The organism is Candidatus Villigracilis vicinus (genome assembly GCF_016702885.1).
Lineage (GTDB): Bacteria > Chloroflexota > Anaerolineae > Anaerolineales > Villigracilaceae > Villigracilis > Villigracilis vicinus.
The window spans coordinates 17,962-41,337 of sequence record NZ_JADJDD010000011.1 but is presented as its reverse complement, the minus strand read 5'-3'; the positions used below and the strand labels follow the sequence as shown (position 1 = coordinate 41,337).

The following is a 23,376-nucleotide window of genomic DNA, read 5'->3' as shown; positions in this document are numbered from 1 at the left end:
AATTATCGGGCGATCTACCACCACAAGGAAGAATACGAAGTGAAAGCGATGTGCGAAATTCTTCGGTGTTTCGCGAGCGGCGTATTATGCTTGGGTCAGAAAGCTGGCAGGACCGACCCGGATCAGGGAACGCATGCAGAAGATCCAAACGGTTTATGAGGACTCGCACAAGCTACGGGTATCGGCGGATCACGATCCACCTCCAACGAAAGCTGGGTTGCGGTCATCACAGGCAGTTTTGAGGCTCACGGGCAAGCTGGGCATTCGTTCGCAAGCCAGAAAGCCCAAAATGTACAAAAAACTGGAAGAACTTGGCACCTACCACCGCTATCCCAACCTGCTCAATCGGGACTTCCTCGCAACAAAGCCAAATCAGAAGTGGGTCACGGATGTCACCTTCATTCGCACCTTGCAGGGCTGGGCGTATCTGTCCACCATCAAGGGATCTCTACGACGGCTTTATTGTGGCTCATGCTTTGATCTCAGCAACTCGATTGCACTGGTGACACAGACCTCTAAAACAAGCCCAGCAAAAGGTCACTGATGGACTTCTCCTCCACAGTGACCAGGGACCCAATACACTTCGACCCATATCATGTCCTTACCGGCGAGTATAACATCACGCCTTCCATGTCGCGGCGTGAAACTGTTGGGACAACGCTCCGATGGAGAACTTCTTCGGACACCTCAAGGAGGAATATTTACGACACTTCAAACAAAACCACCTTTAAGGATACAGAGCAACTCATTGACGAATACATTTACTTTTACAACTAGGAACGGATACAATTGAAAACAAGACAGACACCCTACGAAACCAGGTGTCTGTCCATTTGACCAGCGGGGGCTTTCTTTTTGTGTCTTCCTTATAGGGTTCAGTCTAATTGCCAGCGCTTTTTTTTATTTAAGTCCTATCGTTATTTACCTTCCCCGCTCTTCAGATAATCTTCCATAAACCCGTCCAGATCGCCATCTAAAACAGCTTGAGCACTTCCGACCTGAAGAATATGTGCGATGATCCTTCACCATTTGATAAGGGTGCAATACATACGAGCGGATCTGGCTGCCCCACTCGGCTTTGGTATATTCGCCACGCAAGACTGCCCGCTCTTCTTCCTTTTCTGCCCGTCTCAATTCAACCAAACGGGCGCGCAGGATGCGCATGGCAAATTCACGGTTCTGCGTCTGCGAACGTTCATTTTGACACGTCACAACAATCCCAGTTGGGATATGCGTCAGGCGAACAGCAGTAGCATTCTTTGCACGTTCTGACCGCCTGCCCCTGAAGAACGGAACACATCCATCTTCACGTCGCCAGGGTTGATCTCCACATCTGCCTCATCCATGGAAACTTGCGGAAGAACTTCCACAAGCGCAAATGAAGTATGGCGACGATGAGCCGCATCGAACGGAGAGAGACGTACCAAGCGATGCACTCCTTTTTCAGAACGCATATACCCAAAGGCATAACGCCCGCCCACCGCGATCGTAACACTCTTAATGCCGGCTTCTTCACCAGGGGTTGAGTCTAATATTTCTGCCGTAAACCCGCGGCTCTGATCCAACGCAGGTACATGCGCTGGAGCATTTCTGCCCAATCTGGAGAGCGTCCCACCTGCACCGGCATGGATGGCAAGGATGGCATCATCGTGGTCAAACGGACCGGAAAGCATCGCCGCAAAGGCGCGCTTCTCAAGGTCTGCCTCCAACTTTTTGGTCTCTGCTTCCAAATCGTCTCGCAACGATTCGTCGTCCAGTTTTACCAGATCGGTCAAGTCGTGCAATTGCTGCTTGATGCTCGCCCACGCGTCCACTTCATCGCGCAGACTGGACAGGGTCTTCATTACCTTTTGTGCGGCAGTGGAGTCATTCCAGAAATCGGGATGCTCAATATCTTTTTCGAGTTGCGAAAGCTGGTTCTGTTTTCCTACCAGGTCAAAGACGCTCCAATAATTGTTGGACGGTCTCATTTGCGGTATTTAATCGTTGTAATAAGTCCTGCATTTCTACTCCTATTGATCTGCCAAAATTCCATCTACGAATGCATCGGGGTCGAAAGGCGTCAGGTCTTCAGGTTTCTCGCCAAGCCCGGCAAAAAGGATCGGCAGCCCCAATTCGCGTTGAATGGCAAACGCCATTCCACCGCGCGCAGATGAATCCAGCTTTGTCAGGATGACACCAGTAACATTCACCGCGTCCTTGAAGGAGCGCGCCTGCTGCAACGCATTCTGACCAGTCGTCGCGTCCAACACCAACCAAACTTGATGTGGGGCACCCGGAAATGCCTTCCCCACCACTCGATTTACTTTCTTAAGTTCTTCCATCAAATTGAAGCGGGTATGCAAGCGTCCGGCAGTATCCACCATAACTATATCGACTTCACGGGCAACTCCCGCTTGAACAGCACTGAAAGCCACGGCACCAGGGTCACTTTCTGGAGCACCTGCGATCACTTCCACGTTCAATCTGTCCCCCCAAACCTGAAGCTGGTCAACCGCTGCAGCACGAAACGTATCTGCTGCACCAAGTAATAATTTTTTTCCGGCATTTACATACAAAGAGGAAAGCTTTGCAATAGTGGTGGTCTTCCCGGAACCATTGACCCCAACAACGAGGATAACTGTTGGCTTAATCCCAAAATCAATGATGGGCGGCACAATAAGTCGCGAACGCAGTTCCTGCTTCAGCGCAGAAAAAAGCTCCCCGGAACGCGTCCAGCCTTCAGTTCGGGTGAGGCGTTTCAACGCATCCAAAATTGAAGATGTGGTTTCGATCCCAAGGTCTGCTTGTATTAATGTAGCTTCCAGATCATCCCAGGTTTCGTCGGTGATTTCAGTTGCGCCGAGAATGGATGCGATCTGACCAAATGCAGCCTTGCTTGTGCGGGAAAGTCCTTCGCGCCATCGTGAGAAAATGCTCATGGGCGGCGATTATATCAGGGATTTTATGTTATACTCATTTGGCTAAATCGAGCCTTTGATAAAGTAATTAATGAAAGAAAAAGGAAACAAAAATGGCTGGAGAACCTCTACACATCACTGACGAGTCCTTTGAAAAAGTTGTCATGCAGTCTCAACTTCCTGTAATCGTGGATTTTTGGGCACCGTGGTGCAATCCTTGCAAAATGATCGCACCCACCTTGGACAAACTTGCAAAGGAAATGGAAGGCAAGATCATTGTCGCGAAAGTTAATACAGATGATCATGCAGAATGGATGCAAAAATTTGGTATTCAGGGAATTCCCACCTTGTTGTTCGTTTCAAATGGCAAGGTTGTACACCGCCAGGTTGGCGCTCTCCCCGAACGCATGCTTCGTGATGTTGTAAATCAATTCATGGAAGTTGCGGGTCAACAGGCGTAGTCTTGAAGACGGGTATGAAGGGTTTGTTTTTGGTTGCCGCAACACAGGCATTACTGCTTGGCGCATGCATGCCTGCTTTTTCACAACCTCAGGTATATGCCACCCCTGTTTCAGAGACGGACCTGCAAAGTACGGCAGCGGTACTTGTACAACAGACACTTCAATCCCAGCCGACCTTTACTTCGGTCCCAAGCGAAACCCCTATCGTTTTTACTCCTTCGCAAACCGCTACAAAGCCGACCGCGACAGAAACTGTCAATCCCATTTTTCTAACATTGACATCAACCCTCCTTGCAGGGACGGTTACACCCGGCGGGACACCGACTACAATCACTGGAACTCCGCCAACAGAAGGTCCTACCCAAACTTCAAGCGCTACGACGATACCACCTACTCTGGATGGTACACCTAAACCCTTGATCTCTGGAACGCAGCCAGCCAACCTTCCATCAGGTACAATTAGTTTGTTCAATAAAGCCGATGTGGAAGTTTACATTTCCTTGCGCTGTATTACAAAAGGCGGAAATGTTACAATCCTTGAATATCCGGTCAGAAAGAATATCAATGTAGGCGCTCCTGCCGGATCCTATACCTACATTGCCTGGGTCGGTGGCAGACAGTTTGATGGCGGTTTTTCGTTAGAGCAAGATGGTTTCATCACGATTACGTTTTCTGCAAATAAGGTAAACGTAAAGAAAAATTAGTCTAAGAAATTTCGAATATAAAATGGAGAGATTTAAATGATCAAAAAGATAATCCCCACCATGGCATTGCTTGCCGTCCTGGTCGTCGCTTGCGGCGGGCAACCGGCAGAACCAACCCTTGCCCCTGAAGAAGTTCAGGGCACAGCGATCGCTGCTGCATTCACCATGGTTGCAGAAACCCAAGCTGCCATCCCCACCAACACCCCCCTGCCTCCCACAGAAACCCCCAGCCCCACCCCATTGCCTACTTTTACTCCCCTGCCTCTGCCCACGGAATCATTAATTCTTCCTACCGCAACCCAGGCAGCCAGCAGCTCCGGCGGCGGCGGGCAGTGCGATAGCATCATCAACCTCGGTGAAGCTGGTCCGCAATCCCAAGTTCGCTTTGAAAACATAACCGGCGGCACTGTTTCCCTGACACTATACATGTATACGCCCAACTTATTTGGTCAGTGCGGAAGTCATTCATCCAACCCGTTTCCGATCAGCAAAAATGGTGACTTAACCGTATCCCTCCCCAAGGGCGATTACTATGCCTATGCATGGATCACTTATCCAGATGGTGATACCAGCCAGTCCGAAGGATACTTTATCGTCAAAGTTGGTGACAATCACACCTTCCCAGTCAATATCAAGAAGGAAGTTATTGTCTCGAAATAACCAATAAAAAAAAAGAGCCGCGACATAATCGCGGCTCTTTTTTTTATTCCACTTCGCGTTTGATCTTTGCGCCAAGCTTTATTAGTTTTTCATCCACCTTTTCGTACCCACGTTCAATCTGAACAATATTCCTGATCTTTGAGGTGCCATTGGCAGCCAGCGCAGCCAGCAGCATTGCCATACCTGCCCGAATATCCGGGCTTTCCAATTTTTCGCCATACAAAGGGGTTGGACCCTGTATAAGGCAACGGTAGGGGTCACAAAGAATGATACGAGCACCCATGCCCACTAGCTTATCAGTAAAGTACATTCTGCCTGAGAACATCCAATCATGAAAAAGGACGGAACCCGAGATCTGCGTCGCCATTGTAATGGCGATGCTGGTTAGATCAGTTGGAAAAGCTGGCCAGACATTTGTTTTAATTTCCGGCACGGCGCCATCCAAGTCTGAGATCACGGAAAGGCTTTGGCTGGCAGGGACAAGGATGTCATTCCCTTGTACTTCCCAATGGACACCCAAGCGATGAAAGACCTGCCCCACCATTTCAAGATGCTTGACACCTGCATTGCGGATCAAAATGGTTCCATGCGTGACAACTGCCGCGCCAATGTAACTAACCACTTCCAACAAGTCTGGTCCGATGGTATATTCGCCGCCGTGCAGTCGGGGGACACCCGTAATATGTAGTGCATTCGAGCCGATACCCTCGATCTTTGCACCGAGGGCATTCAAGAAATTACAAAGTTCCTGCACGTGTGGTTCTGAGGCAGCATTACGAATGGTGGTCTCGCCTTTTGCGAGAACCGCCGCCATGACGGCATTCTCCGTAGCAGTGACACTTGCCTCGTCCAGAAGTATGTCGGCACCATGTAACTGAGATCCCTTTATATCGAATACGCGGTTGTATGTAATATCTGCACCCAATGCGCGCAAAGCCAGGATATGGGTGTCCAGGCGACGACGCCCGATCACATCTCCACCAGGTGGAGGCAGCTTAAGCCCGCCAGCACGGGCAAGGACAGGTCCCGCAATGAGGATCGAAGCCCGGATACGGCGACACAGCTCAGGATCCAGATGCGAGGCGGTTAACTCTCGGGTAATCAGCCGCCATGTGTGTTGATCCAATTCTTCCACCTCAGTCCCGAGGCTTTCGATCAGCTTTCGCATCGCCAGCACATCGCGGATCTGGGGGACGTTATGCATTACGATCGGCTCATCCGTTAAAAGGCAGGCGGCAAGCAAGGGCAGGGCTGCGTTCTTATTGCCGGAGGGAGTGACTTCGCCGTTCAGCGGAACTCCGCCCTCAATGACAAATTCTTCCATGATCATGTCTCCTATTTTCAAAATTGTAATGGCGTTTTGCATAAACTGCCAACAACATTGCAAGCCAGTTGTATGAAGAGATGACTTTCCCTTCTTGAAAATTTGGAATTATAATGATTTTATGTCTCTTGAATGGATAATACCCCTTCTATTTGGATGGATAGCAGGATGGATCATTAATTATGTCTCTGATGTCCTGCCTGTTACCCGGCGATTCAGTCAGCCTGTTTGCCCGACTTGCGGCTCAGCCTACTCACTGACAAACTATCTTTTGTTCCGGCGCTGCCCAAACGGTCATTTCCGTTCAATTCGGGTATGGGTCGTTCAAATTGTCATTATGGCGCTCAGCCTGTATTCCTTCATCCACCCACCCACCCGGATTGGGTATTGGGGGGGCTTGATCTTGATGACCTATTTCGGCATCGTATTCGTGATCGATATGGAGCATAGACTCATCCTTCACCCGACAAGCATTTTCGGTGCATTACTCGCGCTGATACTGGGCACAATCACCCGCGGACTGACAGCTGCACTGCTAGGTGGACTGGGTGGACTGGTCATCCTGCTTGCTTTTTATTATTTCGGAGTCCTCTTTGCACGGTATCGCGCAAAACGAATGCGAGCTCAAGGCATTGAAGCGGACGATGAAGACGCACTGGGCCAGGGGGATGTCATCCTTGCCACCGTGCTTGGCTTCCTGGTGGGCTGGCCCCTGATTTGGATTCTCATCATAATGAGTACCCTGCTGGGCGGGTTGATCAGTTTCATTCTTGTGATCGGACTTCTCATTACGCGCAGGTACAATGCAAATGCGTTGATGATGTTTATCCCCTACGGCCCCTACTTCTTAATTAGCGCCTCAATCATTGTGTACTTCCCCGGCATTCTGAGAGCCTTGTTACCTGTTAATTAATATCTTCATGATACGCCACAAAATCTCACCCACCCACAAGAACAAATCCCGGCGTGCGCAAGCCATGGTTGAATTCATGCTTGCCCTGCCGGTGTTGGTGGCGCTTTTGTACGGCATCATTGAAGTATCGCGTTTGATCTTCATCTTCGCATCGGTGGCAAATGCCTCCCGTCAGGCGGCACGCTATGGCGCGGGGAGCGGCGAACCTCTCAGCAACACAACCTATTATCAGGACTGCGAAGGCATTCGCGATATGGCAAACCAGTCTGCGATCCTGACCGAATTCGATGATATCAACATCACCTATGATCGCGGAATAACAGAATCCGGCGAACAGATCCCCATCCTGGATATTGACCCAGATCCAGATGTTGACGAGTGCCCGATTGAAGACAATATTATCCGCAATGGAGACCGTATCATCGTGCAAGTATCGGCTTCATATGAACCAATCCTCCCAATCGTTAATATTGAGCCGCTCCAAGTGGTCTCTGCCAATGCGCGCACCTTCCTGATCTCTGTCCCCATTTTCGGTTCCGCCTTCCCAACCGGATTCAAAGCAGAGACAGCAACTCCATCAAGAATGCCTTCGCGCACTCCTTCGGAAGAAGTTGCCACCTCTACATATACCGCCACATTCAATGCCACGTATGAAGCGTACAGAACCGCCTTCCCGCTTACTTCAACGAATACGCCGCCACCCACACTCACCTTCACCCCATCCATCACACCGACGGCGAGCCTGATCCCCACCCCCACTTCCACGCAGATCAAATGCACAGGCGATTTCGCAGTATTGCATGGACCATTGGAATTTTCCGGCAATATCATGTCTATGCGGGTCAAGAACAATACCGGCGTCACGCTCAGCACGGCTTCGGTCTACATCGAATGGAATCATGATACCGGCGGTACCCCTTCGCTGCGACTCAACCAGGTTCAATTTGCGGGTCAGGGTTGGACTGGCGAGATGTTCGCCCCATCTGGTTTTGTGAGCGCGTACTACCCGTCCATCCCGCCGGGTGATTCGGTGATAGAGTTCCAATTCGACCAAAATTACCGCTATCAAGACGGCACAGAGCGCATCATTATCCTTATCGGCAACCCCGGCTGTACAAATTACCCGGTGGATTCAAGAAATTAACCATGCCCAAACAGAAACAAATGCGTTCAAACGAGAAGGGGCAAAGCTTGGTAGAGCTGGCGATCAGCCTGCCGGTGATCCTGCTTATTTTGCTCGCCACATTCGACTTCGGTATGGCGCTGTTTTCTTATTCCATATTGAGAGATGCCGCCCAGGAAGGTGCGTTATATGGCTCGTTCAACCCCGGCAATAAGACCCAGATAGAGAACCGCGCCAGAAATATACTGCCGCGCGAAGATGATGAAGTCTTTTCCTCCCCCGTGAACCTCCGAGACAAAGAGCAGGTAAGTGTTGAAATAAAATTCAAAGGGAAGTCCTGCGAAGGCGTCACAAAAGGAACCGCCAATTACGTTGAAGTACGGGTATCGTACAACTATCCAATTATCATGCCGCTTACTGGTGAAATCGTTGGAACGGATACGATCAGGTTAACCGGTTCGGCTTCGAATGTGATCTTACAACCGCCATGCAAATAAAATCCTTCCTCCAAAACAAAAAGAAGAACCGCAAGGAACGTGGACAAGCCATGATCCTGATCGTGTTCTCCATCGTCGGTCTAATCGGGGCTTCTGCGCTCGCCATCGACGGAGTGAATGCTTTCATCGACAGACGCCGCGCAGATACTGCCGCATCTGCCGCCGCCCTGACTGCCGCTCTGACCAGGATCGAAGGCGGCAACTGGCGCGCCGCGGCTCTGGCAACCGCCGCCGCAAATGGATACAATAACGACGGGGTCACGAACACGGTTGAATTAAATACACCACCGCTAAATGGCGATTACACCGGAAATTCAGAATATATAGAAGTGATCGTCACCTCTCATTTAAAGACCTACTTTGGCGTGGTGATCGGTGTGCCAACCATCACCAGTGTTGCGCAGGTCATATCTCAATCCAAACCGTCTGAGCTTGGCGAGATGTTCCCAGGCTACGCCCTGATCAGCCTTGCCCCTAAAACAGATTGTGAGCGCCGCCGAGGTTTTTGGGTTCACAGCGAAGCCACTCTCAACCTCATAGGCGGCGGTCTGTTCGTCAATTCAACCAATCCCAAATGTGCTTTCATCTCCTTCGGAAGCGGAAGCGTACGCGTCCTCGATGAGAACCGCATCACCGTGGCGGGCGGCGCGGATATTCAAAAGACGAAACTGATCACCCCGTATCCGATCGAGACCGGTGTTGCGCCGATCCCCTACCCCATCCCTTATAGAATGCCGAGGGGTGGTTGCGGTTCAAAAATCGCAACTGTGGACCTTGAAACTGGAGAAATGACATCTGGAAATTACGAAGAAGGCGTCTTCCCGCCAGATGGCGTTCACACATTGGGTCCGGGCGCTTATTGTCTGCAAGACGACTTCATCGTGACGGAAGGCAAGTCTTTGCAGGGCAATGGTGTGCTCTTCATCATGGACCAGGGCAATATCAAAATAAGCGGGTATGCTCAGGTTGACTTGAGCGCCCCCAAAAGCGGACCAAGCGCCGGGCTGCTCATTTACATGCCGGATAATAACGCCGGTCTGATCGATCTCAACGGAACTGACGACTCCAGCTTCCGCGGCACCATTCTTGCGCCCCGTGCAGATCTGCGCCTCAACGGGCTCGACTCCATCCGCGGTGCGGCATATCACAGCCAGATCATTGCCTACTACATCGAAGTGGACGGCAATGACAGCATTGAGATCAATTACAAAGATGAGCAAAATTGGGACACACTCAGTATGCCAGAGGTCATTTTGATCAAATAGAACAAGGAGAAAAATCTCCTTTACAGGGCTTTCCGCTAACAAAAATGTAAGTGTTACAAGAATGTTGCACGATAACCAAGGCGTGGAAGTGGGCTATAATTAATAATAAATATATTCAATACGCCGCTCCTTCGCCCAAAGCCACCCATGCGGTATCGCCTTTTTGGGGTCTTCCAAATAAAGGCGATCCGGGAACTCCGAAAATTTTGGAGCCCACCCGGAGATGATATAATTAAATAGTAATTCATTGCAGGCGATTCCCCTGTACTCTCATCAAACCCATAGTCGCTCAACGTTTTCTTCGCATTTATGCAGAAATTCGATTTTAGTCATTAACGATCAAGTTCAGGTAAAACCGCAAAACCATGAAAATCAAAACATTCTTGAATTCCATAAGAACCGAAAAATCGGAACGTGCGCAAAGCATGGTCGAGTTTTTGATCGCCATCCCGGTTCTGATTTTGCTGCTCTCGGGCGTGGTGGAATTTGGCTTCGCCCTTAATTATTATCTATCCGTTTTGGATGCAACGCGCTACGGCGCCCGGCTCGGATCAGATGCCAGCCCGTTCGTGGACGATTACGGTTCAGCAAAAGACAACGCATTTTATGACACCATCTATGATGCGGTGATCTGGAACCTTGACCCAAGCCTTGACCCGCAATATGCAAACATCGAAGTTGGGCGTCGAATTCCAGTGGACCCCAGTGCCGACGATGTGATCGTTAGCGTGTACAGCACTTGCAATGGTGCCATCACTACCATCGAATCTTCTTCGAAATATGGTAACGCCTCCACCGCGCTCAACCCTGCCGACCTGCAAGCCCATCTCGTTTCCGGGTCGCCCAAGGCGGGCATCCTTGTAGTTGAGGTACGTTATAATTTTCATCAAGTTTTGCAGTTACCGTGGTTTACAGCAGTTGTCCCCGACCCCATGCCTTTAACCGCGTACAGCATCATGCCATTAAGATCTGCCGAAGACCCGGATTGCGACGACACTTAATCCCAAGAAAATGAGCGGCTGCCATGAAACAACTTTTAAATAAATTATCCAAGCCTTCAGAACGCGGACAAGTCATCGTCATCATTGTGTTTGCCATGGTGGGGTTGATCTCGGCCATCGGGTTAATGACCGATGGCGGTATCCTTTTAATTGAATATGCAAAACTAAAACGCGCGATCGATGCTGCCTCCATTGCCTCCGCTTCGCAATACCGCCGCGGCTTTGTGGCACAAGACCTTGTAGATGCGGCTCAAGAGTTTTTGATCCTGAATGACTCTGAGGCGGATAATATCGTCATTTACCGCTGCAAACGCGATCCGGAAACGGATGCCGTCATTACCGATGTGGATGGCACCGAACATGATGAAGCGCTTTGCGAATTGCCGCGCAGAAAACTGATCCGCGTAGACGCGACGCGCCTGGTGCAATTTGGGTTCATGCGTGTTGTCGGCATTGACAGCGGCAGTATCTCCGCCAGCTCGGTCGGTGAAGCGGCTTCGATCGATATGGTGCTGGTAATCGATAATTCCATCTCCATGGTGTACGAAACAAACCCAACCGGTGAAGATGACAAAATCGATCCTTCTGAAGACCCTGCAGTTTGCAATGCTGCCCACACCTGTCAACCCATGGAAGGTATTAAAGCCCTGGCAGCACAGTTCGTGGAAGACTTCATGTTCTTCCCGTATGATCGGGTTGCCATTGTAACCATGACCAACCCAACTCCCGACATAATCGTTATCGGAGGGGTTTTACCTCGAAATGCCTACACCGTCCTGCCACTTGACGATAGTGAATCAGATGTGTTGGCAGCGATCGATGGCATTCGGGTTTTTCAACCTGGGGAATGCCCGTTTGATCCAGACAACACAACATTTTACGGAACCTGTCGCGATACCTGTTTACAGGCAGAAATAGACAGAGATGTAACCGATCCGGGTTCGCCTTGTCATAATAACGTCGCAGGCACTTTCTTAAGTGATAGCTGTACAAGAGGTCCTGGCAATGACCAGCGGGTTTGCGGGTCTTCCAATATCGGTTTTGCATTATATACAGGCAGCCAGGAATATTTACGTGAATCTGCCGGCGTGCGCGACGACTCGTTTTGGACTCTGGTTCTATTAGCAGGTGGTCCTTCAAATGCGTCCAGCCCTGAACCGGTTTTGACAGTATCATTTACAGATAGTGACTCAAATGGGTTCCCAGACGATCCTGAGTATTGGGGCTTCTGTCCAACAGGCACAACGTTACGCTGCCGTGATGCCGATAGCAATTCAAGGCATGCAGAATCCGACAGCATGTACGACTCAGATGACTATGCCCGCGACATTGCCGACCTGGTTGCAAACCCGGATAGCGGCGGTGGAATTACGGTATTCACCATTGGGTATGGGGCACTCCTGCAAACGAACACCGCAGGCGGCGCTCCTCTGTTAGAATACATCGCAGAATCCGCTGGTGGTGCAAGTGCGAACCATGGGTTTTATCAAGACGCAGCGGTATTGAGCGACCTTGGTCCGGTTTTTGAAGAGATCGGCAAGTATATTTTCACGAAGCTCTCCCAATAATTCGATTGCTTGCAAGGATTAACTTATGTCTATTTTTACCAAACGCAAAAAAGGAAAAGGCAGGAAAAAAGCGCAGGCAATGGTGGAGTTCGCTCTCGTCATTCCGCTGGTGCTTTTGATGTTGGTGGGCATTATCGAATTTTCGAGGTTGCTGTTTGCCTGGATCATCATCGAAAACTCCACCCGTTTCGGCATCCGCTATGCCACCACCGGTAATTTTGAAGAGCCCTACTGTGATTCAGTAGGCAATGCCGACGGCACCTGCGATGATGAAGCCGAGGAAGACGCCGCCCGCATCCCCTCCATCAAGGATGAGACCCGACGCATTGTGTTGGGCTTCGTTCTGCGGGATGCCTCGCTCTTCAGCGGTGCAGACACTGCCGTTTCCACCGCAGATGACAATTACTTTAACATCACCGTCTGTTCACCGGAAGGTGGGCGTGTTCCCATTTTCCCGTTGATGGCAAGCGATGTTTATGGCGACTGCCTTTTAGGCGGTGTTCGCAATGAACATCCCGGTGTTTCGGGTGGTATGGTCGTTGTCATGGCTGATTACAACTTCAGGTTCATGGTGCTGCCGATCTTCGGCATCGAACCGGATATGATCCATCTTGCTTCGTACCGCCAGGGCATCGTGGAACGCTTCCGCGCCTCACGCGCCATCAATACCCCAATTCCGTTCACCATCCCAACCCATACCTTCACACCCAGCAAGACGCCGACCATTACGAATACGCCGACCTCCACACCCGTAGATACCAGTACGCCAACGGCATCGGCTACCTCAACAAGCACCGCCACCAACACGCCAACCAACACGCCGGTGCCTTCGTGCAGTAACATCTTCATCAACCGCACGCGTTTTAACTCCGGTAAAGATAAATTTGAAGCACGCGTGATCAACAACAACTTTGCCCAAGCCTACCTTGTCAGTTCCACACTGACCTGGTCGCCGGGTACACTCGCTGTCGGTAATTACTACGACAGTACAACCTTCGCAACGAAATATGACGACCCAAGTGCCACGAATATCATCAACGCGCCGATCAGCACGACCATTCTGGATCTCTCGCAGCCCATTGCAGGCAACGGGACTCAGGTAAGCTGGGTGGCAGATTTCAAAACCCCGCCCCTCACCGGTATATGGACTGTCGTTCTGACCTTTAATTTCCCTGGTTATGGCGACTGCACCTTGCCCCCCGGCACAGTAAATGACTTCACCGCCACACCTACGTTTACTAAAACGTCCACCGCTACCAAAACGTTGACGCCGACCAAGACAGAGACCAAGACGGCGACGCCCTCCAAGACCTTGACGCCTTCCAAGACGCCGACACCCTCAAGGACGGCAACCATTACGCAGACGCCTTCCAAGACGCCGACTTCGACGATCACACTGACGCCGTCCAAGACACCGACGCCGACCAGAACGCCGACGATCACGTTGACGCCTTCCAGAACGCCGTCACCAACGGTCACATTGACGCCGACCAGGACGCCAACCAATACCATCACACTGACGCCGTCCAAGACCGCCACGCCGACCGCCTCAAGGACGCCGACAATCACGCTGACGCCTTCGAAGACGCCGACCAAGACGGCTACATCGACGATCACATTGACGCCCTCCAAGACGCCGACTTCGACGATCACGTTGACGCCTTCTCTGACGCCGACCAGAACACCGACCAAGACACTGACGCCTTCCAAGACGCCAACCCCGTCGAACACACCGTCGCCCACGCTGACCCCGTCGAAGACGCCGACCAAGACGAACACGCCTTCCAAGACGCCGACGTCTCTACCGTCGAACACGCCGACCATCACGACGACCCCGTCGAGAACGCCGACCGCCACCGACGTAGGTGACACCTAAGATCTAAAAATAACGCCCGCACATGAGTGCGGGCGTTATTTTTTTTACGGTATAATCGCGCTCGAGCTTTTGAAAGGAGGTGTCGTAAGAGGAAACAGCCAGGGAAAGGCAGCGCATGGACTTTGGCATTCACGCCAAAGTTGACGAGGACAAGGGTTCTCCATTGCAAAATGGAGCCAACTACCTCCCCCTTTATTATGTGGGCGAGGCAGGAAAATCGAGAGTTCAGCGGAAGCCCTTCGGGTGGTGCCACCACCCGTCCATCTTTCCCTCCATAAGAAAATAGCTGTCCTACAAACCCTGCGGGTGACCGCGGGAGCAAAAGGCAGCGGGTGGCACATTGTATGGGTCGAGTCAGCAGGCGTCGGTTAAGTAGGACGCGCGCGGGTATCGATTCTCAAATCTACTTAAATTGGAGGAATCCCTATTATGTGTGGAATCGTCGGTTATGTCGGTCCGAAGGATGCGACCCCGATCATCATCAACGGCTTGAAGCGCCTGGAATATCGCGGCTATGACTCCGCGGGCGTTGCCGTCATTAATAATGGTCAGATCGATGTGCGCCGCGATGCGGGCAAGTTGCAGCAACTGGTGGACCTGCTGGGCAAGTCGCCGTTGACGGGCGCGCCGGGCATTGGGCATACACGCTGGGCAACCCATGGAGCGCCCTCGGCTCGCAATGCGCACCCGCATGTTGGCAACACCGGCAAGATGGTTGTGGTGCATAACGGCATTGTGGAAAACTTTTTAGAGTTAAAAGAAGAACTTGGCGCAGAAGGCGTGATCTTTAACTTAGACACAGATACAGAAACCATTGTGCATCTTGCAGAGCATAACAAGGCGGCTGGCATTTCTTTCGAGGAAGCCGCACGCCGCACCTTCAAGCAGATCGAAGGCGCGAATGTGGTGCTGCTGCTTTCCACCGATGAGCCGGATAAGATCATCGCTGCGCGCATCGGGAATGCCGGTGGCATCGTTGTAGGCTTGGGCGAAGGGGAAAATTATCTCGCTTCGGATATCCCCGCCATTTTGGAACACACCCGCCGCATGATCTTCCTCGAGTCGCGTCAGATGGTGGTTTTGACCAAAGACAGTTTTCGCATTGAAACCATCGACGGCGAGGAAGTGAAGCCGGAAATTCATACCATTGCCTTTGATGCCGTTTCTGCCGAGAAGGGCGAGTATCGTCACTTCATGCAGAAGGAAATTCATGAACAAGTCCGCGCGCTGACAGATACCCTCGCCGGGCGCGTGGATTTCAAAGAAGGTCGCATCCGCCTGCCAGAGCTGAACCTGACGCCCGAACTGGCCAAGCGCATTCAGCGCATTTACATCACCGCCTGCGGCACCGCCGCTTATGCGGGCATGGTCGGCAAGTATCTGATCGAAAAGATCGCGCGCATTCCCGTGGAAGTGGTCATCGGTTCTGAATTCCGTTACAGCGACCCGATCGTGGACGAGAACACCGTGGTGCTTGCCATTTCGCAGTCTGGCGAAACGGCAGATACGCTGGCAGCCATGGAAGAAGGACGCAAAAAGGGCGGCATTGTGTGGAGCATCGTCAACGCCATCGGGTCGCAAGCCATGCGTGTGGCGGATGGATATATCTCGATGCAGACCGGACCTGAGATCGGTGTGGCGTCCACCAAGGCATTCACTGCGCCGCTGGTGGATCAATACATGCTGGCGATCCTCCTGGCGGACCTGCGTGGGGTGATCGATGAAAAGACCCGCCGCGAACTCGTCTCTGACCTGCGTCTCGTGCCCGACCTGGCAGGTCGCGTGATGGACAGCGAAGCCGATGTGGAAAAAGTGGCGCACGCGCTCAAGGATATTAAAGGCTGTTTGTATCTCGGTCGCGGCATCAACATGCCGATCGCTTATGAAGGCGCGTTGAAGCTCAAGGAAATTTCCTACATCCATGCCGAGGGCTACCCGGCAGGTGAAATGAAGCACGGTCCGATCGCATTGATCGATGAAGAAATGCCGGTGTTGTGCATTACGCCCAAAGACCCCTGGCACGAGAAGATGATCTCGCAGATCCAGCAGGCAAAGGCGCGCGGCGGCATGGTCATTGCCGTTGCCACCGAAGGCGATGACCTCGTGAAAAACATGGCAGACCATGTGCTGTGGGTGCCCGAAGCGCCGTGGATGCTCTCGCCCATCATTACCGTCCTGCCGCTGCAAATGTTGGCATATCACATCGCCACGATCCGCGGGTTGGATGTGGATCAGCCAAGAAACCTGGCAAAAAGCGTAACCGTGGAATAAAAACAAAAAAAATCCCCTCGATGACTCGAGGGGATTTTTTATAAGATCTTATTGATTCTTGACCAATCTTTATCCTGCATTCAAGGGGAAGCATGCGAGAAGCGGGTAAAATAAGCGGCAATTCACATTTGGAGTTTGATATGCGACCAGACTGGGACTCGTACTTTTTGAAGATCGCTTATGCCGTATCGGAGCGCAGTACCTGCGACCGTGCCTTTGTGGGCTGTGTGCTCGTGCGCGAAAAACGCATTTTGACCACCGGCTTCAACGGCTCACCCGCCGGGCAGGGACATTGCGACGAGATCGGGCACCTGATGGTGGAGGGGCATTGTGTGCGCACCATTCACGCCGAGACCAACGCCATCATTCAGGCGGCGCTGCATGGTGTTTCAACCAAGGGCGCGACTTGTTATGTCACACACCTGCCATGCATCAACTGCACCAAGGCACTCATCAACGCAGGCATCACACGAATCGTTTATAGTGTAGCATATCGCAGTGACGAGAACGCCATCAATTTTCTGAATGCCGCCAATATCGAAGTGGTCTACAAAGAATTTACCCCGCCTGCTTAAATCTTCAGCCGGTCAACTCATACGATAAGACCGCGCGTACGATCGTGGTCTCAGTAAAATAGACCCGGCATGTGCGTCCATCCGGGAAATAATGGCTCATATCAACACCAAACTTAAACTTGGTCCTGCCAACAAAAACATAGTAGGTGGTGCCAACACGCGAATGCTCCTCATCCAGACGGATGATGCCCTCGGCGGTTTTCAAGACCGGGTTGGAGATCTTAACCGCTCTACGCCTGGTAAAAATGGCGCTTAACCCATAAATTCCCAAAACGACGGGGAGTGTTGCACATAACACGATCGCAATCGTCGGGTCTGCCAAAAAGGCGCGCCGTGTGCTTTCGTTGGAAAGATTCATTGCCAGGATCAAACCTGCCCCCAACAGCAAAAAGAAAATGATGACGGGCCAGCCGCCGCGGTGCGAGGCAACCAATCCCCTGGCGAAACTTTCAAGCCATGCTTGTTGAGCGGGAGTCACAGATCCGCGCTGATTCGAACGCAGGTCGTCTTCGGTAAATTCATATAACATACAGGCATCATCCGATCTGAAAAATAAAGGGGCACATGCCTTTGGTTGGGGTCTCGGTCTTTTTCAGGGGCGAAACATCCCGTGCCAGAGCGTTCTTCAACAAGGCTGCGTCCATTGTACAGATTTCGGGGTGAGCATCAATCACCCGTGCGTACGGGCAGTGCCCCAACAGCACCCGCGGACCGCCCGCACCCGCCTCCCATTTTGCCTGATAGTGCATCTCGTTTAATTTTTCGACAAGCAGCGCCAGGCGTCGATTCATGGAAAGACCGGCAAAAGCACCATCATCCAGAACGAGACGAGCCACCGCCTCCATCTTTAACGTTGAGCCTGCTTGTGTCAGTACAGCTTGAACCAACACCGAGAGGTTATCTCCCAATGCCGCTTCGGACAGTGAATACACTTTCTCGGGTCTGCCCCTACCCTCGCGGTTGTGAACGGAGGTCATCTCCACGCGTCCATCGGAACACAACACTGACAAGTGATGGCGCACATTCGGCGCGGACAGTTTCAAGGCGCGGGCGATCTCGCGGGCGGAAGCGGAGCGAGCCTTTTTGAGGTGAGAGAGGATTTTTTGGCGGGAAGTCGTCATAATTGCCTATGCGCAAAGCGTCAGAGTAGAAAATTTTCAGAAACTGGACCAAGCCCAAATTAAGCGCGATGCGGGCACCGTCCTGTGGGTGTCATCCGTTGGGAGTGATTATATTCACTTTCTTATTTATGTAAATATATTTTTGCATAATTCAATTGACGGTTTTCCTTCCGCTGGCTATAATTCAAATCATTGTGAAGGAAAATACCGCTTTGAAAAAGATCATCTATCTAATTCTCACTGTAATTGGTTTTGTCCTTCCTTATTATTTCATCTTCAAATTTTATACAGCCAACGAAATGAGCACGACCGCAGCTCTTGCGCAGTTGACTGCTCTGGATTGGGGCGCATTACTCGCCGCCGACCTGACCATTTCCGTCTTCGCGGCATGGACCTTCTTTTACAACGAAGCCAAACGCTTGCAGATGAAGTATTGGTGGGCATACCCACTGGCGACCTTGATGGTCGGGCTTTCATTTGCCTTGCCGCTCTTTCTTTATTTTCGTGAACGACAACTTGAACAATGAGCCTGCACTACGTCGCACACATACTCATGTGAACATCGAAGAAGTAACCCTGCAACAGATATTAGACTGGACGCTTGCACTTTCGGAATTTGAGGATGATCCCGCGCTCGTGAACGACGACATCCTATACGCGATATACCAAGACTGGTACGAGGAGCACATCCATGGAAGAAAATAAATACGAAGGATTGAACCTGCCGAACTACAACATCCCGGAGGACATTCAGAACGTGGTTTCGATCACCACGCTCGACCGCCTCTACAACTGGGGACGCCGCTGGTCGGTGTGGCCCCTGATGTTCGGTCTGGCATGCTGCGCGATCGAAATGATCGCCGCGCAAACCGCACGCTACGATATGGCACGCTTCGGTATGGAAGTGATGCGCCCCACCCCGCGTCAGGCAGATATGATGCTGGTCTCGGGCACCGTCACCAAGAAAATGCTGCCGTCCATCATCCGCTTATACAACCAGATGCCTGAGCCGAAATATGTGGTGGCAATGGGCGCTTGCGCTTCCAGCGGCGGACCTTTCAAAGAAGGCTATAACGTTGTCGCAGGGATCGACAAGTTCCTGCCCGTGGATGTCTATATCCCCGGCTGCCCGCCCACCCCACAGGCATTGATCGCAGGCATGATCAAATTGCAAGAGAAGATCGATAATCAATCCATCAAGAAAGTGCGCTGGTATGAAAAGGGCAAGGTTGACTCCAACTACGTGCCCATGCCCATCCTCGGACCGGATCTGATTGACGTACGCCGCGCTGAAGAAATTGTGGCTGCTGCCGCGAAAAAGGAAGGTGCATAATGGCTACTCCCGCCTCCACTACAACCCTGGACGCTTCGGCTCAACTCAGCGCAAGCCTGGTCGCGCGCTTCCCAGACTCTGTCAGCGCCGACGCCCGCCCCGGGTTCTCGGGCATTATCATCAAAAAAGAAAACCTCGTGGAAGTTGCCACCGCCCTGCGCGATGAATTTGGCTTCGACCTGCTTTCCTCTGTGACCGGCGTGGACTACATCGCCGAGAACAAAATGGAAGTGGTCTATCATGCCCACCGCACCACAGGCGGACCCGGCTTGGTCTTCAAGGTGCAAGCAGACCGCGTTGACCCTGTCGAAGTACCGTCGCTCATTAATATATGGGCTGGTGCAGATTTCCAGGAACGCGAAGCCTGGGATCTTCTGGGCATCAAGTTCACCGGACACCCCGACCTGCGCCGCATTCTGATGTGGGAAGGCTTTGAGGGTCACCCGCTGCGCAAAGATTACAAAGAAGCCTTCTTTGAAGAAGAAGTGAAACCGTATAAGAGCCGCTGGCCCGAAGGCAAGCACACCTATGCGGAATTCAAGAATCCCTATCGCGATAACATCAAGCTGCCGGAAAACTTCCAGCTCGATAATTACCAGCCGCAGAACGAAGACCAGCTTTACTTCTCACTCGAACGCTCCAGCTTGAAGAATGATGCCGGGCGCGAAAAAGAAATGGGCGACCATATGGTCGTCAATATGGGTCCGCATCACCCCTCTACACACGGCGTATTGCGCGTGGCTGTGGAGCTCAACGGCGAAACCATCACCAGCCTCAAACCGGTCATGGGATACCTGCACCGCAACCACGACAAGATCGGCGAACGCAACACCTTCCTGCAGATCATGCCGTACACCGACCGCCTCGATTACTTCAACTCGATGGCGAACAATTTCGGCTATGCAGTGACCGTTGAAAAATTGATGAAGATCCCCGTCGCCGAACGCGCGGAATACATCCGCGTGATCATGGCGGAGTTGAGCCGTATTCAGAACCACCTCATCTTCGTCGGCATGCTCATCAACGACATGGGCTCGATGTACACGCCTTCGCTGTACGCCTTTGAGGAACGCGAGTTGATCCTGGATATCTTCGAAGCCGTTTCGGGTGCGCGCATGATGTGCAACTACTTCCGCTTTGGCGGCGTGGTGCGCGATATTCCTGAAGATGCCATGCAGAAGATCAAGGATCTGGTCTTTGAACGCCTGCCCGCCAAGACCGACGAAATGGAACGCTTCCTCAATGAGAACGAAGTACTTGTTGCCCGTCTGAAAGACATTCATGTCTTGAACGCGGAAGAAGCCATTCAACACTCGGTGACGGGACCGTGTCTCCGTGCTGCGGGGGTGCCGTATGACCTGCGCCGCGCCGACCCGTACTCGGTGTATGACCGCTTCGATTTCGACGTGGCTGTGCGCTACAACGGCGATATGCTCGACAACTACCTGATCCGCTTCGATGAAATTCGCCAGTCGCTGCGCATTCTGGAGCAGGCACTTAAACAGATCCCCGGCGGACCGATCAACTCACAGAAGCCGCAGTATCAGGTTCGCGTTCCGGCGGGCGAGGCGTATGGTCGCATCGAATCCCCGAAGGGTGAACTTGCCTTCTACGTCGTCTCGAACGGCAAGCCGAATCCGTATCGCTATCACGTCCGCGCGCCTTCCTTCGTCAACCTGACCGCTGTTGAAACGATGTGCAAAGGCGTCAAGATCGCTGACTTCGTTGTCCTGCTCGCGATGCTCGACATCGTGATGGGCGAAGTGGATAGATAAATCTTTACGTCATTGCGAGGAGGGCGCTCTTCCCGACGAAGCAATCCGACTACACAGTTAAGAGATTGCTCACTGCACTGGCGTGCAGCGCAAGTGTCGGGCAAAGAACAAGAACGCCCTCGCAATGACGAAATGGAGAAATACTTATGTATGGAAAAGGCATATTAAAAGGATTAGGCGTTACCCTCAATCGCTTTTACGAAACGTATCTCGATGATATTTCGTGGTGGGTGCGCGGCAAGAAACGCTACAACACCACCGAAGGCATTGCGCACCGTTCCTCAAAAAATACGCGCGGTATCTTTACCGTGCAGTACCCCGAAGAACAGTTGATCCAACCGGAAGAATTCCGTTTTGTTCCCTTCCTTGTCCACGACGGGGATGACAAAAAGGATATCCGCTGTACTTCGTGCGGCATCTGCGCCAAGGTCTGCCCGCCGCAATGCATCTGGATCGTGCGCACGAATGACCCCAACACCGGCAAACCCGTGCCCCAGCCCGCCGAATTCTATATCGACATGGATATCTGCATGAACTGCGGTTTCTGCGCGGAATACTGCCCGTTCGATGCCATCAAGATGGACCACGATTTCGCCATCGCCTCTTATGAGCGCAACGTGTACAACCTTGAGAAATTGCTCAAGCCCGCCTCGTACTATGCGGAGATCCGCCCGCTGAACTACAACAAGGAAGAGGAAGCCCGCAAAGCCAAGGAAGCCGCGAAGGCTGCCAAGGCAGATGCTGCGGCAGCGGCTGCTCCGGCGGCGTAGCTTACACTTTCCGTCATTGCGAGCCGCGCACTTGCTTTTGCGGCGAAGCAATCTCAAACATAATTCCGAGATTGCTTCGGGCGAAAACCATCGCCCTCGCAACACTTGCACCAGCACGCAAGTGCAGGTGTGACGAATTCATTTTATATAGGTAGAAAACTAAATGACCCCAACTAAAGAAGCAGTACTGCAAGCCCTCGGCACGGTTCAAGAACCGGATCTCGGACAGGACCTTGTGACCTTGAACATGATCCGCAATTTAGAGGTCAGTGGAGACAAAGTCTCCTTTTCGGTGATGCTCACCACCCCAGCCTGCCCCTTGAAAGGCAAGATCGAAGCGGATTGCCGCAACGCGCTCAAAACCGTCGCCGGTGTGAAAACGGTTGACATTAAAATGGACTCGGATGTACCCAACGACGGCCGTATGCGCGGACTGGTCAACATGCCGATTCGTAACGCCATTGCCATCGGCTCGGGCAAAGGCGGCGTTGGCAAATCGACCGTGTCGGTTAATGTGGCAGTGGCGCTGGCAAAGACTGGTGCGCGCGTCGGCTTGATGGATGCGGATATTTACGGACCCAACACCCCCACCATGCTTGGCGTGGAAAAACTACCGCCCCCGAACGGACCCCGCATTATCCCTGCTGAAGCGTATGGGCTGAAAATGGTTTCAATGGGCTTGCTGGTCAAACCCGGGCAACCGCTCATCTGGCGCGGACCGATGCTCAACTCTGCCATTCGTCAATTTTTGGGCGATGTGGAGTGGGGCGAACTGGATTACCTCATCGTTGACCTGCCCCCTGGCACCGGCGATGCGGCGCTTTCTCTGGCACAGGCTCTTCCGTTGAGTGGCGCTGTGATCGTGACCCTGCCGCAACTGGTTTCTCTTGAAGATGCCGGGCGCGGACTTAACATGTTCAAGACCCTCGAAGTGCCGATCTTTGGCGTGGTTGAGAACATGTCTTACCTCGAAATGCCAGACGGCTCCAAGATGGACCTGTTCGGTTCAGGCGGCGGCGAGAAGCTGGCGCAAGCCACCGAGACGACCTTCCTGGGCGGCGTGCCGATCGACCAAAATGTGCGCATTGGCGGCGATACCGGCAAACCGATCGTGGATGCCTACCCCGACTCGCCGGTTGCCAAAGCATTCACAGATATTGCCATGAAGATCGCGCAGAAGGTTTCTGTAGCGGCGCTTGGGGCGAATAATTCCCTGCCGATCAATATCGTGGAGTAGTT

At 52.2% G+C, this 23,376-nt stretch carries 24 protein-coding genes and 2 pseudogenes; 20 read left to right on the top strand and 6 right to left on the bottom strand.

The window, feature by feature from the left end; genetic code table 11:
• Window positions 1–133: 133 nt before the first annotated feature.
• Window positions 134–544, top strand: coding sequence for a hypothetical protein (locus tag IPG80_RS11155; RefSeq protein ID WP_345106539.1), 411 nt, complete (start codon window positions 134–136; stop codon window positions 542–544).
• Window positions 545–627: 83 nt separating this feature from the next.
• Window positions 628–774, top strand: a pseudogene (locus tag IPG80_RS11150) (IS3 family transposase); the annotation flags it as partial.
• A gap of 147 nt (window positions 775–921) precedes the next feature.
• Here IPG80_RS11150 and IPG80_RS11145 read toward each other — a convergent pair.
• Genes IPG80_RS11145 through ftsY form a run of 3 tightly spaced genes read right to left on the bottom strand, consistent with a single transcriptional unit; the run spans window position 922 to window position 2,921 of the window.
• The gene (locus IPG80_RS11145) at window positions 922–1,212 is read right to left on the bottom strand and encodes a peptide chain release factor-like protein (protein WP_345106536.1); all 291 of its coding nucleotides are present in this window, start codon (window positions 1,210–1,212) and stop codon (window positions 922–924) included.
• A 23-nt stretch (window positions 1,213–1,235) separates the two neighbouring features.
• Window positions 1,236–1,970 (bottom strand): PCRF domain-containing protein, encoded by a 735-nt coding sequence (locus tag IPG80_RS11140; protein WP_345106534.1) that lies wholly within the window; start codon window positions 1,968–1,970, stop codon window positions 1,236–1,238.
• A 42-nt stretch (window positions 1,971–2,012) separates the two neighbouring features.
• A complete protein-coding gene (ftsY, locus tag IPG80_RS11135; RefSeq protein ID WP_345106531.1) occupies window positions 2,013–2,921 on the bottom strand; it encodes a signal recognition particle-docking protein FtsY in 909 nt (302 codons plus the stop codon).
• Window positions 2,922–3,013: 92 nt separating this feature from the next.
• Between ftsY and trxA the strand changes: the two genes are divergently transcribed.
• Genes trxA through IPG80_RS11120 form a run of 3 tightly spaced genes read left to right on the top strand, consistent with a single transcriptional unit; the run spans window position 3,014 to window position 4,725 of the window.
• The gene (gene trxA / locus IPG80_RS11130; RefSeq protein WP_345106528.1) at window positions 3,014–3,361 is read left to right on the top strand and encodes a thioredoxin; all 348 of its coding nucleotides are present in this window, start codon (window positions 3,014–3,016) and stop codon (window positions 3,359–3,361) included.
• Between the two features lie 14 nt (window positions 3,362–3,375).
• Complete coding sequence (locus IPG80_RS11125) at window positions 3,376–4,065, top strand: hypothetical protein (RefSeq protein WP_345106525.1); 690 nt, start codon at window positions 3,376–3,378, stop codon at window positions 4,063–4,065.
• 36 nt (window positions 4,066–4,101) lie between these two features.
• A complete protein-coding gene (locus tag IPG80_RS11120) occupies window positions 4,102–4,725 on the top strand; it encodes a hypothetical protein (protein ID WP_345106522.1) in 624 nt (207 codons plus the stop codon).
• 43 nt (window positions 4,726–4,768) lie between these two features.
• On the opposite strand, the gene murA is transcribed toward IPG80_RS11120, so the two are convergent.
• Complete coding sequence (murA, locus tag IPG80_RS11115) at window positions 4,769–6,049, bottom strand: UDP-N-acetylglucosamine 1-carboxyvinyltransferase (protein ID WP_345106520.1); 1,281 nt, start codon at window positions 6,047–6,049, stop codon at window positions 4,769–4,771.
• A 121-nt stretch (window positions 6,050–6,170) separates the two neighbouring features.
• On the opposite strand from murA, the gene IPG80_RS11110 reads away from it, so the two are divergent.
• From IPG80_RS11110 to IPG80_RS11070, 9 genes are all read left to right on the top strand, one after another.
• Window positions 6,171–6,962 carry a prepilin peptidase gene (locus IPG80_RS11110; protein WP_345106518.1) on the top strand — a complete coding sequence of 264 codons (792 nt, stop codon included), beginning with the start codon at window positions 6,171–6,173 and terminating at the stop codon, window positions 6,960–6,962.
• 7 nt (window positions 6,963–6,969) lie between these two features.
• A complete protein-coding gene (locus IPG80_RS11105; RefSeq protein WP_345106515.1) occupies window positions 6,970–8,106 on the top strand; it encodes a TadE/TadG family type IV pilus assembly protein in 1,137 nt (378 codons plus the stop codon).
• A gap of 2 nt (window positions 8,107–8,108) precedes the next feature.
• On the top strand, window positions 8,109–8,582 hold the full coding sequence (locus tag IPG80_RS11100; protein WP_345106512.1) for a TadE family protein: 474 nt from the start codon (window positions 8,109–8,111) through the stop codon (window positions 8,580–8,582).
• On the top strand, window positions 8,573–9,847 hold the full coding sequence (locus IPG80_RS11095; RefSeq protein WP_345106509.1) for a pilus assembly protein TadG-related protein: 1,275 nt from the start codon (window positions 8,573–8,575) through the stop codon (window positions 9,845–9,847). The genes IPG80_RS11100 and IPG80_RS11095 overlap by 10 nt, the downstream gene beginning before the upstream one ends.
• 365 nt (window positions 9,848–10,212) lie before the next feature.
• Window positions 10,213–10,848 carry a TadE family protein gene (locus tag IPG80_RS11090; protein WP_345106507.1) on the top strand — a complete coding sequence of 212 codons (636 nt, stop codon included), beginning with the start codon at window positions 10,213–10,215 and terminating at the stop codon, window positions 10,846–10,848.
• Window positions 10,849–10,871: 23 nt separating this feature from the next.
• Window positions 10,872–12,416, top strand: a complete 1,545-nt coding sequence (locus IPG80_RS11085; protein WP_345106504.1) for a VWA domain-containing protein — start codon at window positions 10,872–10,874, stop codon at window positions 12,414–12,416.
• Between the two features lie 25 nt (window positions 12,417–12,441).
• Window positions 12,442–14,292, top strand: a complete 1,851-nt coding sequence (locus tag IPG80_RS11080) for a TadE/TadG family type IV pilus assembly protein (RefSeq protein WP_345106502.1) — start codon at window positions 12,442–12,444, stop codon at window positions 14,290–14,292.
• A 429-nt stretch (window positions 14,293–14,721) separates the two neighbouring features.
• The gene (gene glmS / locus IPG80_RS11075; protein WP_345106499.1) at window positions 14,722–16,563 is read left to right on the top strand and encodes a glutamine--fructose-6-phosphate transaminase (isomerizing); all 1,842 of its coding nucleotides are present in this window, start codon (window positions 14,722–14,724) and stop codon (window positions 16,561–16,563) included.
• A 140-nt stretch (window positions 16,564–16,703) separates the two neighbouring features.
• Window positions 16,704–17,138: a cytidine/deoxycytidylate deaminase family protein gene (locus tag IPG80_RS11070; RefSeq protein ID WP_345106496.1), complete on the top strand. Its 435-nt coding sequence runs from the start codon at window positions 16,704–16,706 to the stop codon at window positions 17,136–17,138.
• Window positions 17,139–17,142: 4 nt separating this feature from the next.
• Here IPG80_RS11070 and IPG80_RS11065 read toward each other — a convergent pair whose 3' ends face one another.
• Both IPG80_RS11065 and IPG80_RS11060 read right to left on the bottom strand, forming a co-directional pair.
• Window positions 17,143–17,667, bottom strand: a complete 525-nt coding sequence (locus IPG80_RS11065; protein WP_345106493.1) for a hypothetical protein — start codon at window positions 17,665–17,667, stop codon at window positions 17,143–17,145.
• Between the two features lie 7 nt (window positions 17,668–17,674).
• Window positions 17,675–18,259, bottom strand: a complete 585-nt coding sequence (locus IPG80_RS11060) for a winged helix-turn-helix transcriptional regulator (protein ID WP_345106492.1) — start codon at window positions 18,257–18,259, stop codon at window positions 17,675–17,677.
• A 194-nt stretch (window positions 18,260–18,453) separates the two neighbouring features.
• Between IPG80_RS11060 and IPG80_RS11055 the strand changes: the two genes are divergently transcribed.
• The 6 genes and pseudogenes from IPG80_RS11055 (at window position 18,454) to IPG80_RS11030 (ending at window position 23,374) form a co-directional block, all read left to right on the top strand.
• Entirely contained in the window at window positions 18,454–18,786 is a 333-nt protein-coding gene (locus IPG80_RS11055) for a DUF2834 domain-containing protein (RefSeq protein WP_345106489.1), read from the top strand.
• Between the two features lie 164 nt (window positions 18,787–18,950).
• Window positions 18,951–19,592, top strand: coding sequence for an NADH-quinone oxidoreductase subunit NuoB (gene nuoB / locus IPG80_RS11050; protein WP_345106486.1), 642 nt, complete (start codon window positions 18,951–18,953; stop codon window positions 19,590–19,592).
• Window positions 19,592–20,044: pseudogene (locus IPG80_RS11045) on the top strand (NADH-quinone oxidoreductase subunit C); the annotation flags it as partial. The gene nuoB and the pseudogene IPG80_RS11045, both read left to right, overlap by 1 nt.
• Before the next feature lie 222 nt (window positions 20,045–20,266).
• Entirely contained in the window at window positions 20,267–21,367 is a 1,101-nt protein-coding gene (locus tag IPG80_RS11040; protein ID WP_345106734.1) for an NADH-quinone oxidoreductase subunit D, read from the top strand.
• A 146-nt stretch (window positions 21,368–21,513) separates the two neighbouring features.
• On the top strand, window positions 21,514–22,137 hold the full coding sequence (locus tag IPG80_RS11035) for a 4Fe-4S binding protein (protein ID WP_345106483.1): 624 nt from the start codon (window positions 21,514–21,516) through the stop codon (window positions 22,135–22,137).
• A 163-nt stretch (window positions 22,138–22,300) separates the two neighbouring features.
• Window positions 22,301–23,374: an Mrp/NBP35 family ATP-binding protein gene (locus tag IPG80_RS11030; protein WP_345106480.1), complete on the top strand. Its 1,074-nt coding sequence runs from the start codon at window positions 22,301–22,303 to the stop codon at window positions 23,372–23,374.
• Window positions 23,375–23,376: the final 2 nt, after the last annotated feature.